Here is a 12,825-nt window from a genome sequence, read left to right on the forward strand (position 1 = left end):
ATTAATTTCCACGCAGGGAGATCTTCAATGAGTAACATGGGTTTTTCATTTTCGGACTCGATCGCAGGATACGTAACAGAAGTTGACTTAAGCAGAAATACTTTCAACCTGAAAACTTCTGATGGTAGAAATTTTGAGATTGCATTAACCTCAACAACTTACGCAGAAATGGTTCGCAATCTGGGAGAACCGTATTATGACTGTACTAGCCAAATGCAGTCAATGCTTGTTCCCGATCGCTATCTTTTTGCCTATGGCATCTTTTATCCTGAAGCAGATCGAAACAAGATTGAAGCCAAACACATTGTCTTTTTGGGTCGGACAGAAAACGAGTATCTGTTTGAAAGACCGGACTGGTGGGTAAAACAAATTAGTAATCTTGCCAATTTTTATCTGAAAGCACAGTTTGAAGATGGCGAAATTGACTATCGGAAATACCGCACTGGAATCGGTTTAGTGGGTTCCAAAGAAGATTCCAATCGTCAAGAAACTGATACCATTTCTCGCTTAGTTTACGGTTTCGCCACAGCATACATGATGACTGGCGACGATCGCTACATAGAAGCAGCGGAAAAAGGTACTGAATATCTGCGCGAACACATGCGTTTTCTCGATGAGGGCGAAGAAATTTGCTACTGGTATCATGGTGTTGATGTGAAGCCAGATGGTAGCGAGCAGAAAATATTTGCCTCAGAATTTGGGGATGATTATGATGCACTGCCAGCATACGAGCAAATTTATGCCTTGGCTGGTCCCACCCAAACTTATCGGGTGACAGGCGATCCGCGCATCATGAAAGACATTGAATTAACTGTCAATTTATTTAACCGCTATCTCTTAGACAAAACAGATAAAGGCGGCTTTTTCTCTCACATCGATCCCATTACCCTCAGCCCTTATGCCGAGTCTTTAGGGAGAAACCGCGCGAAAAAGAACTGGAACTCAGTTGGCGATCATGCCCCAGCCTATTTGATCAACCTTTGGTTAGCAACTGGCGAAGACAAATACGCCGACTTCCTTGAGTATACGTTTGACACCATTGAGAAACGTTTCCCAGATTTCGACAATAGCCCATTTGTGCAGGAACGTTTCTATGAAGATTGGAGCCACGACACGACGTGGGGTTGGCAGCAGAACCGAGCAGTGGTGGGTCATAACCTCAAAATTGCTTGGAATCTGATGCGAATGAACCACTTGAAACCAAAAGAAAGGTATACCACTTTAGCCGAAGAAATTGCCGAGATTATGCCAGATGTTGGTAGCGATCGCCAACGTGGGGGTTGGTACGATGTCGTAGAGCGCAGTTTGGAACCAGGACAAGAAGTACACCGCTTTGTCTGGCACGACCGCAAGGCTTGGTGGCAACAAGAGCAAGCGATTCTAGCTTACTTAATCCTAGCTGGTTCCCTTGGTAATACTGAGTATCGACGCTTAGCACGGGAGTCAGCAGCTTTCTATAATGCTTGGTTCCTCGACAACCAGTCTGGTGGTGTCTACTTTAATGTCTTGGCAAACGGAATTCCTTATCTAATGGGTACTGAGCGTGGCAAAGGTAGCCATTCGATGAGCGGCTACCACTCGTTTGAGTTAGCTTACTTAGCGGCGGTTTACACAAATCTGCTAATTACAAAACAGCCAATGAACTTGTACTTTAAGCCCAGACCGGGAGCATTTAAAGACAACCTTCTGCGAGTTACACCGGATATTCTGCCACCAGGTAGCGTGCGGATTGGTGAGGTATGGATTGACGATCGACCGTATACTGATTTTGATGCCGATAAACTGACTGTCAAACTGCCTGATACTCGCGATTCAGTGAGAGTCAGAGTCAGAATTCTACCAATTCAGGTTTTCTTTGATGCCGCTTTACTGGAAGTCGCTGATGGGACTGCCAAGATTTCATTAACTGGCTTACTAGATGTAAATGCAATACCAATTCTGGAAGCAGAGTTAGAAAAGGTACAAACACAGCCACTCAAACGCCTCGTCTTTCTGTTACAAGACTTAAAGTGTATCTCTAGTGCTGGACTGCGTTTTCTGATTTTCACAAAGCAAAAGCTAGGTTCTGACGTTCAAATTCATATAGTTGGCGCACAGGAAAATGTGCAGAATTACCTCAAGATGAGTTCATTCTGTCAAGGCATTACTGTGTCCGATCGGTATGATGTGACTGAAACAGCCAACGTGTATTTAGTTCCCTAAGAATCACTACCCATCTGTAGGACGAAAAACCCTGACACCAAATAATTGCTGAGTTAGTGCTTAGTGTTTGGTAAACCAGATTTTGCACGTGTTTTCCTGCCTGTTGTCATACCATTACTACACTGTGTGGGAACATTTGACCAAGCAGGGACACTTGCATCGAAAATTTCGCTGCTGGTCGTAACGCGACTAGGTTATGAAGGAGTAACTGTGGCTAATCCTGTTCTGTTAACTTTAGACGACGATCCAGGAGTTTTGCGAGTCATTGAGCGCGATCTCCGACGGGAGTATGGTAGCCGATTTCGAGTCATGCGATCGGAATCGGGTTTAACAGCTCTGAAGGCACTGCAACAAGTTAAGTTACGCAGGGAAATGGTGGCACTATTCTTGGTAGATCAACGGATGCCAGAGATCGCAGGGGTAGAGTTTCTCGAACAGGCGATGGAACTTTTTCCAGATGCAAAGCGGGTCTTGCTAACTGCATATGCGGATACTGATGCTGCCATCCGCGCCATCAACACAGCAAAGATTGATTACTACCTTCTCAAGCCGTGGGACCCGCCACATGAAAAACTATATCCCGTGCTGGACGATTTACTAGATGATTGGATTTCGTCTTGTCGTCCGCCCTTTGAAGGTTTGCGAATTGTTGATTCGCGTTGGTCGCCCCATCTGCATCAAATCAAAGATTTTTTGGCTCGTAATCATGTGCCTTATCAATGGCTGGACATTGAGGCAGAAGCAGAGGCACACCAATGGACTAACTACACCGAATCTGGTGCTGCAAATTTACCACTGGTATTATTTCCTGATGGTTCTCACTTAATACAACCGACAAATACGCAAATTGCCCAGAAACTCGGATTGCGAACCCATGCCCAAATGCCATTCTACGACTTAGCGATTGTCGGTGCTGGTCCAGCGGGTTTAGCAGCAGCAGTCTACGGAGCGTCTGAGGGATTGCGAACCGTGTTAATTGAAAAAGAAGCCCCAGGCGGGCAAGCAGGAACGAGTTCTCGGATTGAGAACTACTTGGGCTTTCCCGTTGGACTGAGTGGAGCGGATCTAGCCCGACGTGCAGTAACTCAAGCCAAACGGTTCGGCGTGGAGATTCTCTCGCCACAAGAGGTGACTGGTGTTCGAGTCGCCGATCCCTATCGTATTTTGACACTGAGCGATGGCACAGAGGTTTGCTGTCATGCAATGCTTATTGCTACTGGTATCTCGTATCGCAGACTTGATATACCTGGGATCGACAATCTGATCGGAGCTGGCGTATATACTGGGGCAGCAATGACTGAAGCACTCTCTTGCTTAAATCAAGAGATTTACATCGTTGGCGGGGCTAACTCAGCCGGACAAGCAGCAGTCTATCTTGCTAAATACGCCAGTCGTGTCAGAATGCTGGTGCGCGGCGATTCTCTCGCTAAAAGCATGTCCCAATATTTAATAGAGCAGATCTCAGCGACAGATAATATCGAAGTTAGAGTACACTCTAGCATTGCCCAGGTTCATGGTGAAAACTGCCTAGAAGCAGTTACGATTGCTGATGCCCAGACAGGCGAAAAGCGAACTGTTCCGACAAACTTACTCTTTGTCATGATTGGTGCCAAACCACGTACAGATTGGTTAGATGGCATCGTGGCAAGAGACGAACAAGGATTTATCTTGACCGGAGCAAGTTTAAACCGTAATGGATGCTGCAACAAAGGATGGATGCTCGATCGCGAGCCTTTTCTGCTCGAAAGTAGCGTACCTGGGATATTTGTGGCTGGAGATGTGCGCCACGGTTCGGTGAAGCGCATTGCTTCAGGGGTAGGAGAAGGTTCGATTGCCGTTCAGTTTATTCATCAGTACCTTAGTAAGATGTAATTATGCTTGAAGCTTTAAGGCAAACAGCGCTCTTTGCAGAACTCACAGACGAGCAATTGCAATGGTTAGCCGAACACGGTAGCCTGATTCAGCTAGCCGCTGGAGAGTATCTAGCGCTTGAAGGAGAGCCGCCGAAAAATTTTTACGTGCTTGCAGAAGGCGAAATACAGCTGACAAAGAAGGTTGGTGATATAGAAAGGCATATGATGACCTTTGGACCAGGAACGTATACAGGTCACGAGTTAATTTTATTAGATATGCCTTACTTTGCTAGCGGACGAGCTACAAAAGCAAGTCGCGTGTTGAAATGGGACACACATGCTTTCTGGCAAATGCTAACCAGATGTCCTTCGATTACACGGGATCTGCTGGTCATAACAGCCCAGCGGACACAAATCTTGGAAACAACATCACGACACCACGAAAAGCTACTTGCACTAGGTACTATGGCAGCTGGTCTTGCCCACGAACTTAACAATCCAGCAGCAGCAGTCAGTCGAGGTGCGAAGCACATGCACGAATTATTTCAAGAATTGCTCTTGCTAGCACTCAGTCTGAACCAGCAGCAGATGACAAGCACGCAAATGACTTTTCTGGCAAACATTTTGCAAGACGCGATCGCGCGCGCCGCAACACCACTACAGTTAGATCCGCTCGTGCAGAGCGATCGGGAAGATGAGATCGCCATCTGGCTTGAGGCAAACGGCGTTGAAGATAGTTGGAATCTCGCCCCTACCCTGGCAGTAGCAGGACTGGATACAGAATGGCTAGATGTTGTCATAGAACATGTGCCTACTCAATCCTTGGGTAAAGTACTGACCTGGATTGAAGCAACTCTAACTGGGTTGGGGTTGTTAGACGAAATTGAGCAAAGCGCGGGACGCATTTCTGAGCTAGTGAAAGCAGTCAAAGAGTATTCCTATATGGATCGAGCGCCAATGCAGGATTTAGACGTACACCAGGGAATTGAAAGTACGTTAATTATGCTAGGTCACAAACTTAAGGGTGGTGTAACTGTGTCGCGCAAGTACGATCGCAGCCTGCCTACTATTTGCGCCTATGGAAGTGAGTTGAACCAAGTTTGGACTAACTTGATTGACAATGCGATCGATGCAATGGACGGACGCGGACAAATCTGGATTCGTACAGCGTTAGACAATAATGATTTGCTCGTAGAGATTGCTGACAATGGACCAGGCATTCCGCCAGACATTCAAGGGCGTATCTTCGAGCCATTTTTTACCACTAAGGGTGTGGGTCAAGGAACCGGCTTAGGTTTGGTGATTAGCTATCGAATTATTGAGAAACATAGAGGCGACATCCGCTTTCATTCTGAGCCAGGCAACACTTGCTTTCACATTCGCCTGCCGATCGCTCCGTGTCAAGTGCAAAATCGTCAGGAAAACTCAAGTACTCAACTTTCAAGTACTCAACTTTCATCAATCTTAGTGGGTGGCGAGTTATGCTAAAAAGGGCATTGCTCACAAGTTAAGGTTGCCAAAGATTTGTCAAGAGGCAGGCAGAGATAGTGTAAAACTCATAGCAGATAAGCTATAGAGGGATGAAGCCGTGAGCCGGAGCAAGCGCGACCATGCCAAAAAGCAGCATCGCCCAATGGTAGAAGATGAAGCCATTGCCTCGCAACTAGAAGCTTTATTGACACCAGCTATTACCTCCCAAGAAAACTACTACCGTCAGCTGGGGTTAAGAGACAGAATTCTCAACCTACCGTTAATGGTAGCGGCGGTATTAACCTTGCTATGGCGAGATGTGGCGGGAGTTACGGAACTGACAAGAATGTTGGCAAGGGAGGGGTTTCTATGGTGCAGTCCCAAAGCTGTCAGTCAACAAGCAATAGCGAGAGCGGTTTTTATCATTTCTAGCCCAGATATTTGAGAAAGTTTTTAAGGATTTGCTACCAAATTTAACAACAAGTTGGCAAGCTAGAAGCTAGCGAAAAATACCTGAAAGTGTTCAATTTACTATGTCAAAGTTTGAAAAAATTTGGTTAGTAGATTGTTCGGTATTAGAAGCATTGTTTTGCAAGCTGAATAGTCTTAAAGATGTTCCGCAAGGACAATTAGCCGGAAAAATGGGGACTGTAATAGATTTAAGCACTCGATTACCTGTAGAGATTTGGTTTCAGGAAAATTCCAAAGCTTCTGAGATCAAATTTGAGTTAGATATCTTAAACTTAGTCACAGCCAAAACTTTACTTTTGCTGGACAGAGGATTTTATCACTTTAATTTTTGGCTTTTGTTAATCGAACAAAAAGTTGATTTTATTACTCGGTTAAAGAAAGGAGCATCAATTAAGCCCTTGCAAACATTTACGCACAGCTATGCGCTACGAGATCGTTTAGTCCGTCTAGGTTCAGGTACGAAAAAAACTCCATTTATTACCTTACGTCTAATTGAAGTTCGTTCGGGAAAGACTTGGCATTTTTATTTAACTAGTGTACTCGATCCAACTATTTTACCACCGTATGTTGTGACTGATTTATATCAAAAGCGTTGGCGAATTGAAGAGGCTTTTAATACAGGAAAAAGGCTCTTAAGTTTAAGTTACTTGTGGACTGGTTCTGTTAACGGTATTCAATAAAATTACCTAAATTAACGGCGGTCGCGAAGCTTGCTACGACAATAACCAATAAAAATAATTTAGATTCAGGCGTAGTCGAGTAGTAGCAGGACACGAGAATATTACTCTAGATAACAAACATTACTCTTAGCCAAAATAAACTCTGTCCTGTCAGCTATATTCACGGCTGCAAAATTCAAAAGGATCGGTGGGTGCTGGTAGGCACGCTAATAATTTTTCACTAAACAGATGGAAGCTGTAGAAGATATCCAACGTGCAATATTGGCTGCAATCAGAGAGCAGACACAGGCAATTCAGTCTTCAGAGAAGACGATTCAGGAAGCGCAGCGCACTCAGCAGCAATTAATAGATGTTTACAGGCGAACGCTAACAGATCGATGGGTAGGATCTGATGATGTTGCCTGTGAATTCGGCATGGCAATATCTGCTCGCTCGATTACCAATCGCATCCAAGACGGTAGACTGGAGCAGGGAATTCACTGGATTAACACTAGTGACGGCGATCGCCCTACTTATTTAATCTGCGTCCGCACGGTAATGGAATACTTCAAAAAACCCCCTCAGAAGCGCCGTCCGCCTAAAAGAAATCGCTTACAAAATTGACGGCACTTGATATTTTTCAATTACCCCTGCATAATGCTCCAGAATTATTCTGGCGCTATTGCCAACCCAGCGAGCAATTTGGGGTATAGGGATATTTTTCTCAATACAGTGAGTAATGAAGGTATGGCGAGTCTGGTACTGACAGCGATAACGAATTCCTTGTTTGAGCAGCACGGACTTCCAAGCACGATTGAGAAAATTGTGGGCATCAATTAGCTTACCCCTAGGGGAGACAAACACAGGGGAATCTGGAATCGGGTTTTCCGATCGCAGGGAAAGCAGCAACTCTCTCAGTTTTTCATCACTAGGAAACTTCCGCTTTCACGTCTTTGGACCTTTTCGATGACCATCAACCACTGCTTCCTCAAACAAAATAGTAGACAAGTCGTTACTGACGTGCTTCCACTGCAAACTAATAGCTTCAGAAGTACGGCATCCAGTCATGAAGAGAAATTTAACAAATGGCGTGTAGTGCTTGAAATATCTGTCAGTCTCGAATCCCCGCACAATAGCTCCTATCTCTGCTCGGTCAAAGGGATCGATCTCATCCGCCTCAGATTTGGCTACCTTAATTTTGCTTGTCATTCCCTCAAAGGGATTTGACTCTAGTATTGCCCGTTCGACAGCCCATTTACAGCAAGCATTCAGTTGTGCCAGTACCCGTCTAGAAGTGTTTGCGGTTTTAGTAGCAAGCAGGCGATCGCGAAGTGCGATTGCATTCTCTAGATCTAGCTCAGCCAAAGCTACTAAATGATTTCGTACCTTTTTAAAATCTTTATTGAGGGTAGTGATACTGACAGAACTCGCTCTATGCTCCACATACTTGCCCCATAGGTTCAACAATTGAGCTGTAAACGATTGCTCTTGGGATCTTTTCGCGTGTAGGTATGGCTCCTTTGGAAAATTCCCGCTTTGCCAATAAAGAGCCAACTAGCTTAGCCTCGTTCTCAGCATAGGTAAAACCAGCAGGATTGCAGTAAACTCCCAGATAAATTTCTTGGCGAAACGGTTTATCTTTTGTTGAGTTAGGTCTTGGTGGGAGAGTTCCGCGCAAGCACAAGCGATCGCCTCGCTGCTGGACGCTAACCCCTACCTTCCCAGCCTTAAGTCGAGCGTTAATCTGGCGAATTCTCTCCTCGATATCTAGCGCCAAAATTCACCCCAAAATTCACACCGATTTTACCCGTTAATTCTGCTATTTTTTGCAGTTTTTTACAAGTTGGGGCGTGCGGGATTAACGGCTAGAAACCGCTCTATGAGCTAGATTAGCGATGCCAGGAACCAGAATTGAACTGGTGACACGAGGATTTTCAGTCCTCTGCTCTACCAACTGAGCTATCCCGGCGAAGTTGGTGCGTCAATTTTTGGCGCTTTATTAAGGTAGCAAACTTATCAGACCTTGGCAAGGGTTAGGCGCGAAATTTCTTATGCCGTTTTCCAGATGAGCTTCACCCAACTGAAAATGAATGTAAATAGCAAGAATTGGACGAGAACGATACTAGGACCAGAAGCAAAGTTGAGTAGACCCGATAACATAATGCCGACAATGCTACTAACAACCCCAAGCATCACGGAAATGACTAAAAAGCGGGTAAAATGATGACTCACAAGCTTGGCAGTAGCGGCGGGAATGACCAAAAAAGCATTCACCAATAACACGCCTACAGCCTTAATTGCTACGGCTACAGCTAGTGACAGCAAGACAACAAAAGCGTAGCGATAGAGGCGCACGGGGATACCCTGCACCTGTGCCACTGTAGGGTTAAGAGTCAAGAGAATCTGCTGACGCAGGGTAGGTAGTAAGAAAATAACGCTGCCAATTAACACCAAAGAGGTCAAGATCAGATCCGTAGTATCGATCGCCAGAATATCTCCGAATAGGACTCCCATCAAATTGCCGCGATATCCTTGGATCAGGCTGCTGAGGATGACACCTATTGCTAATGCACCCGATAGTACTACACTCAATACGCTATCACTCGACAAATTTGTTTGGTCAATTAAATAGAGGACAACTAAGCCGAATGCAAGGGTAAATGGGAGTAGCATCCAGGTAGGATTTAACTGAAGCAAAACCCCTAAAGCAACGCCTACCAAAGCTGCATGACCTACAGCATGACTGAAAAAAGATAACTGTCGTAGGGTGACGAAGCTACCCAGGAAACCGCCAAGGATACCCATTAATATCGCTCCTGCGATCGCCCTTTGCATGAAGGGAAACTGAAGCAGTTCGAGTAGGTTATTAACTCCAGCAATAGCAACCCAGCTAAACTCTAAAATCATTGAACCAACTTATTCTTAAACAGAGCATATCCTAGACCGCCCTATAGTTGGGCTACATAGTTGGGCTATACTTAGGGTGTCTGAAGATTTAATCCAGCAAACACAGTCTTTTATTATCACCCAATGTCAGTTTACTCTGCTTCCGATCGGGCTAAACCAAACTCTACCTCAGAGGCGGATCGTCTTCAGTGCCATCCACCACATCCTGTAGACGTGGATGGAGTTAATCATCTACAAAGCTGCGTCCTGAAAACCGAGAAAGCGCAGCGGATGGCTGAATTTTTTAGCCTCTTAGGAGATGCCAATCGGTTACGAATTCTTTCATTATTGGCACAAAAAGAACTCTGTGTCTGCGATTTAGCCGCCACTCTAGACATGACTGAATCGGCTGTCTCCCATCAGTTGCGGACATTACGTGCTATGCGGTTGGTGAGTTATCGCAAGCAGGGACGCAATGTTTTTTACAACCTCCAAGATAGTCACGTTCTTAATCTCTATCAATCTGTTGCCGAACACTTGGACGAGGAAATCTAGTATTGAAGCTTACGTAATAGCAACGCTAACCGAATTTGTACTGCATCATCAAAGCGCCGTGGGTCGAGACCGATTAACGAAGCTATTTTATCAAGACGATAATTCAGAGTATTGCGGTGAATCAAAAGCTGCTTGGCTGTAGCTGAAGGGCTACAATCACGGGCAAAAAACGCCTCTACGGTTGTTAATAATTCCAATTCGCAATCGAGCGGACTGAGTAAATGCGTGGCTAATTCAATCTTGGTTTGTTCGTCAGCTACGCCAATAAATGCAGCAATTCCCAGACGATCTAAACAATAGACGCGATCGCAACCGTTAAAGCGATGACCGAGTGAGAGTGCCATCCTCGCATCTTGATACGATCGCGCTAAACCAAGAATACCTGGATGATAGCGACCGATACCAATACTAATTGCTGCTCCTGTATCGCTGCGCAAGCGCATTAGCAAAGCGTCACCCGCACGTTTAAGTGCAGCTAGATTCGTCCATAACGCATTCAATGAATCTGTATGATTTCCTCGTTCTGCCCAACTGCCAAGATTTTTGGTATTGCTAGCTTTTAAAACTACCAATTCGCCGTTACCTAAATCGGCACAGATCGTATCATCTGGTAAGTGAAAAAAGTTGACTATGCTGCCGATCGCATATTGCGTGCGGCGGCGTTGTCGCACCGTAGCTTTTTCTAAATTCTTGCCGTCTGATTCACCTGCTGAAGGTTTTAATACGTATTGAGCAGCATCGATCAAAATTACCGCTCGCGGAGGTGATAAATCTAGACCTAATAGCTTTGCCTGCCTTAAAATTTCTGTTTCATCGATAATTTGACCGTGTAACAGATGATTGACGAACTGATTCTTCAACGCTTGTTGGTTAGGTCGATGGTTCAGTACAGTGGCTTGATTGATTATCAATTCAACTAGAACTTTTGCTAGACGCGGTGAAATTGTTTCACCATTAAATGGTTCTCCAATTGCGACTTCACCTACTTCTGATTTGAGGTGTAGTGGAACTCGTAAATAGTTCGTTTCTTGTTGCTCCTGAAAATGAAAAACTTTGCCAATTCGCTCGCATTTACTACTGGCAACGATAATATTATTACAATTTACTACAAATACTTGAGTTGACAAAAGTTCTGTTATTTTACTTGTTACTAATCGAGCAACTTGTGTAAACTGCGTAGTATGGGTAAAAGATATATGCGTTGAATTACGTTGCATTGAGTTTCAACTTTATTTCTTATACATGTAAATCGTCAGAATCAAGAATTAAAATTATGCGTCTTATCGCTCAAGAATAGCCATTGCTACTCCGGCTTACTTCTGCCTAAAGATATAATTCTTTGTATGTTTATTTGGTAGTTTTATTTACTAAAACTTTTTTAAGTTTTAACGATAACAGAGTACACAATTGATGCATTATTAGTATTTCAATAATCAATTGAATCAAAAAATATTGAATCACTGACAAATAACAAATGCAAGTAGTCATTTATACAGATTCCGGCGGAATTGGTGGTGCAGAGATTAGTTTAAGCCACTTGGTTGCTAGCGTTTCAGATCGAATTGAGGTAACAGTCATAGGTACATCTGAGCTTGTCGTGGAAGCGATCGCCCGACAACGCCCTCAAACCGCGAAGATAGTCTTACCTAAGACACCAATTCATTCGCTGTTGGCTCATCTCACAGCTTTATTACAACTACGTCCTGACGTAGTGCATGTTAATCTCTGTACGCCTTGGGCGGGAGCAATGGGTTTAGCTGCTGCTTTAATCTTACCTGGGGCGCGAGTCGTGCGAGTCGATCAACTACCACTACGGACAACGGACTTACTGACTTGGTGGCGGACGCGAGTACTTTCGTTACGAGTTGACGCTCATGTTGCTGTTGGTGAAGCGAGTGCGCGGCTAATGGAAGATTTTTATGCCCTCGGTCGTAATTCGGTGGTTTCCGTTCCTAATTGCGTTCCCGATTTGGCTGAGGAACTTCAACTCTTGACTGTTCGCCCTGAAGGAAAAGTAACAATCGGTAGCGTCGGGCGGCTGGATGCAATGAAAGGACATGACATATTGTTACGAGCGATCGCATCTGTTGATGGAGTGCAACTAGTCATTCTGGGTGAAGGAGATGAACGGGCAAATTTAGAGCAATTAGCGATGGAACTGGGAATAAGCGATCGCGTTAATTTACTCGGCTGGGTAGAAAATCCGCGTGCATACCTACCACAATTCGATATTGTCGCTCAACCATCGCGATCGGAAGGTTTTCCCCTAGCAATTGTAGAGGCGATGCTGGCTGCACGTCCTGTGGTTGCCACTCGCGTCGGTAGCGTGGCTGAAGCAGTTATCGATGGAGAAACAGGATTTCTAGTCAATAGAAATGATGTTGTAGGGCTAGCATCGGCACTAAAACAGTTAAGAGATGATCCGCAATTGCGCTGGCATTTTGGTCAAAGAGGGCGAGAAATTGCCAAAGCTAATTTTACAGTTAAGCAGATGAGCGATCGCTACGAACTACTGTGGCGCGAATTATTAGCCCGACCTCAAGTACCTAGATTATTTGTTCCTCGTCCTAAAGATTAATAGGTCATTTGTCATTTGTGAGGGGTATAGGGCTGGCATGGCTCGCTTTAGAAAAGCATGGTCTAGGATTGCTATTTTCAAAGATTGCTACAATTATCTAAGTATGAAAAAATACTTCATCCTTTGCGGAAGATCGACACTTTTACGCAAG

The 12,825-nt window shown here is 44.7% G+C and carries 11 protein-coding genes, 1 tRNA gene and 1 pseudogene; 7 read left to right on the forward strand and 6 right to left on the reverse strand.

Going from position 1 to position 12,825, the window contains the following annotated elements:
* Nucleotides 1-27: 27 nt before the first annotated feature.
* The 5 genes and pseudogenes from CHRO_RS10720 to CHRO_RS10740 all read left to right on the forward strand — a co-directional run bounded on the left by CHRO_RS10720 (nucleotide 28) and on the right by CHRO_RS10740 (nucleotide 7,279).
* A complete protein-coding gene (locus CHRO_RS10720; protein WP_015154230.1) occupies nucleotides 28-2,202 on the forward strand; it encodes an AGE family epimerase/isomerase in 2,175 nt (724 codons plus the stop codon).
* 210 nt (nucleotides 2,203-2,412) lie between these two features.
* On the forward strand, nucleotides 2,413-4,074 hold the full coding sequence (locus CHRO_RS10725) for an FAD-dependent oxidoreductase (RefSeq protein WP_041463022.1): 1,662 nt from the start codon (nucleotides 2,413-2,415) through the stop codon (nucleotides 4,072-4,074).
* A gap of 2 nt (nucleotides 4,075-4,076) precedes the next feature.
* Entirely contained in the window at nucleotides 4,077-5,543 is a 1,467-nt protein-coding gene (locus CHRO_RS10730) for a sensor histidine kinase (protein WP_015154232.1), read from the forward strand.
* 145 nt (nucleotides 5,544-5,688) lie between these two features.
* Nucleotides 5,689-6,673, forward strand: a pseudogene (locus CHRO_RS10735) (IS4 family transposase); the annotation flags it as partial.
* A 231-nt stretch (nucleotides 6,674-6,904) separates the two neighbouring features.
* Nucleotides 6,905-7,279, forward strand: a complete 375-nt coding sequence (locus CHRO_RS10740; RefSeq protein ID WP_015154233.1) for a hypothetical protein — start codon at nucleotides 6,905-6,907, stop codon at nucleotides 7,277-7,279.
* On the opposite strand, the gene CHRO_RS32000 is transcribed toward CHRO_RS10740, so the two are convergent.
* From CHRO_RS32000 to CHRO_RS10760, 5 genes are all read right to left on the reverse strand, one after another.
* Complete coding sequence (locus tag CHRO_RS32000) at nucleotides 7,268-7,564, reverse strand: site-specific integrase (protein WP_181824307.1); 297 nt, start codon at nucleotides 7,562-7,564, stop codon at nucleotides 7,268-7,270. The two genes, CHRO_RS10740 and CHRO_RS32000, sit on opposite strands and share 12 nt — an antisense overlap.
* A 36-nt stretch (nucleotides 7,565-7,600) precedes the next feature.
* Entirely contained in the window at nucleotides 7,601-8,020 is a 420-nt protein-coding gene (locus CHRO_RS29575; RefSeq protein ID WP_181824308.1) for a site-specific integrase, read from the reverse strand.
* A gap of 67 nt (nucleotides 8,021-8,087) precedes the next feature.
* Nucleotides 8,088-8,432, reverse strand: a complete 345-nt coding sequence (locus CHRO_RS10750) for a hypothetical protein (RefSeq protein ID WP_041462433.1) — start codon at nucleotides 8,430-8,432, stop codon at nucleotides 8,088-8,090.
* Nucleotides 8,433-8,551: 119 nt separating this feature from the next.
* Nucleotides 8,552-8,624: transfer RNA gene (locus CHRO_RS10755), tRNA-Phe, on the reverse strand.
* An 80-nt stretch (nucleotides 8,625-8,704) separates the two neighbouring features.
* A complete protein-coding gene (locus CHRO_RS10760; protein ID WP_015154234.1) occupies nucleotides 8,705-9,562 on the reverse strand; it encodes a metal ABC transporter permease in 858 nt (285 codons plus the stop codon).
* 123 nt (nucleotides 9,563-9,685) lie between these two features.
* Between CHRO_RS10760 and CHRO_RS10765 the strand changes: the two genes are divergently transcribed.
* On the forward strand, nucleotides 9,686-10,096 hold the full coding sequence (locus tag CHRO_RS10765; RefSeq protein ID WP_015154235.1) for an ArsR/SmtB family transcription factor: 411 nt from the start codon (nucleotides 9,686-9,688) through the stop codon (nucleotides 10,094-10,096).
* On the opposite strand, the gene CHRO_RS10770 is transcribed toward CHRO_RS10765, so the two are convergent.
* Nucleotides 10,093-11,313, reverse strand: a complete 1,221-nt coding sequence (locus CHRO_RS10770; RefSeq protein ID WP_015154236.1) for a PucR family transcriptional regulator — start codon at nucleotides 11,311-11,313, stop codon at nucleotides 10,093-10,095. The genes CHRO_RS10765 and CHRO_RS10770 overlap by 4 nt on opposite strands.
* A 257-nt stretch (nucleotides 11,314-11,570) precedes the next feature.
* Here CHRO_RS10770 and CHRO_RS10775 point away from each other — a divergent pair, with 257 nt between their 5' ends.
* Nucleotides 11,571-12,674, forward strand: a complete 1,104-nt coding sequence (locus CHRO_RS10775) for a glycosyltransferase (protein ID WP_015154237.1) — start codon at nucleotides 11,571-11,573, stop codon at nucleotides 12,672-12,674.
* The last annotated feature ends 151 nt before the right edge of the window (nucleotides 12,675-12,825 follow it).

Origin of the sequence: Chroococcidiopsis thermalis PCC 7203 (assembly GCF_000317125.1) — a bacterium.
Lineage (GTDB): Bacteria > Cyanobacteriota > Cyanobacteriia > Cyanobacteriales > Chroococcidiopsidaceae > Chroococcidiopsis > Chroococcidiopsis thermalis.

What these genes read in the sequence shown, in the direction of transcription:
- CHRO_RS10720 (WP_015154230.1), top strand. Translation starts at nt 28, where the DNA reads ATGAGTAACATGGGTTTTTCATTTTCGGACTCGATCGCAGGATACGTA.
- CHRO_RS10730 (WP_015154232.1), top strand. Translation starts at nt 4,077, where the DNA reads ATGCTTGAAGCTTTAAGGCAAACAGCGCTCTTTGCAGAACTCACAGAC.
- CHRO_RS10740 (WP_015154233.1), top strand. Translation starts at nt 6,905, where the DNA reads ATGGAAGCTGTAGAAGATATCCAACGTGCAATATTGGCTGCAATCAGA.
- CHRO_RS10760 (WP_015154234.1), bottom strand. Translation starts at nt 9,562, where the DNA reads ATGATTTTAGAGTTTAGCTGGGTTGCTATTGCTGGAGTTAATAACCTA.
- CHRO_RS10765 (WP_015154235.1), top strand. Translation starts at nt 9,686, where the DNA reads ATGTCAGTTTACTCTGCTTCCGATCGGGCTAAACCAAACTCTACCTCA.
- CHRO_RS10770 (WP_015154236.1), bottom strand. Translation starts at nt 11,313, where the DNA reads ATGCAACGTAATTCAACGCATATATCTTTTACCCATACTACGCAGTTT.
- CHRO_RS10775 (WP_015154237.1), top strand. Translation starts at nt 11,571, where the DNA reads ATGCAAGTAGTCATTTATACAGATTCCGGCGGAATTGGTGGTGCAGAG.